We start from the raw sequence: 491 nt of genomic DNA, 5'->3' as shown, positions 1-491 counted from the left end.
GAGCTGTATGAGGTCTTTTGCGCCGTGCTGTATGTGCTCAAGAGCGGTTGCCAATGGCGGATGTTGCCGGAAGGCTTCCCCAAATGGCGCACGGTGCACGCGTACTTCCAGATCTGGAGCGAAGTGGACGACGAGGGAGAGAGCCTGCTGGAGCGGGCGCTCAAAAAATCAGGTTGGCGCGGCCCGCGAGAAACAGGGGCGCAACGCCTCCAGCACGTTCTTGATCGTGGACGCGCAGAGCGTGAAGAACATNTTTGCCGCACGCCATCGCGGTGACCACGGCGGAGGTGACCGATCGCAAGGGCGCCTTGCAGGCGTTCGGACGTGGCAAAGCCCGTCTGGGTCAGGTGCAAAGCGTGCTGGCCGACAGCGGTTATGTGGGCCAGCCCTTTGCGCAGGATGTGCGAGCGGTCTTGGGCGAACATGTCACGGTGCAGATTGCCAAACGCAACGAACTACACACGTTCAAGGTCATGCCCAAGCGATGGGTG

General features: G+C 61.4%; 1 protein-coding gene and 1 pseudogene. Both read left to right on the top strand.

From position 1 onward, the window contains the following. A pseudogene (locus ASG87_RS20990) lies at positions 1-252 on the top strand (transposase); the annotation flags it as partial. Between the two features lies 1 nt (position 253). Then, positions 254-491 (top strand): transposase (locus tag ASG87_RS20985; protein WP_326937898.1); only part of this gene is annotated, 238 nt, incomplete at both ends.

The organism is Frateuria sp. Soil773, assembly GCF_001428405.1.
Classification (GTDB): Bacteria; Pseudomonadota; Gammaproteobacteria; order Xanthomonadales; family Rhodanobacteraceae; genus LMSL01.
Note: the sequence above shows the minus strand (reverse complement) of the source record. Positions and strands in the feature narration are given on the sequence as shown.